Here is a 626-nt window from a genome sequence, read left to right on the forward strand (position 1 = left end):
CTCTAACATTCCGGTCGAATGCGTCAAAAGGCCCGGATCGTGCCCCGAATTGCGCCCAAAGCTTGACCCCATTGTCCCACGCCGCCATGAAACGTTGATTGACGCCTGATAAGGGCTGCGACCAGAATACAAGGGCCAGATATGGCAAGAACACGCTCCGCCAATCCAGCAAATGCACAAGCGCCCGGCGCCTACGATGAACGGGCTAGGTCTAAAAAAATTGGCGTGCTGCGGTCATTGTGGCCGTTTATGAAGCCCTATCGACTGCTGATGATCGGCGCGACTCTGGCGTTGATCCTGACGGCCAGCATGACGCTGACATTGCCCTTGGCTGTGCGGCGTGTGGTCGACAATTTCCGCATCGAAGATGGTGATTTGCTTGAATGGTACTTTCTGGCCGCCCTCGGTATAGCCGGGATTCTCGCCGTGGGTACGGGTATTCGCTATGCTTTGGTGACCCGGTTGGGTGAACGTGTGGTGGCCGATATCCGAAAGGCGGTTTTTGACCGCGTGATCGGGATGAGCCCCGAGTTTTACGAGCGCATCATGACCGGCGAAGTTCTGAGCCGGATCACCACCGACACAACGCTGATCCAATCGGTGCTGGGGTCGTCTGTGTCCATCGC

At 57.0% G+C, this 626-nt stretch carries 1 protein-coding gene; it reads left to right on the plus strand.

Annotation, left to right across the window (positions count from 1 at the left end):
- Positions 1 to 141: 141 nt before the first annotated feature.
- On the plus strand, positions 142 to 626 hold a 485-nt coding region (locus ACR0CG_RS24065), incomplete at its 3' end, for an ABC transporter transmembrane domain-containing protein (protein ID WP_480528039.1).

It is taken from the genome of Ruegeria sp. AB8, assembly GCF_056542605.1.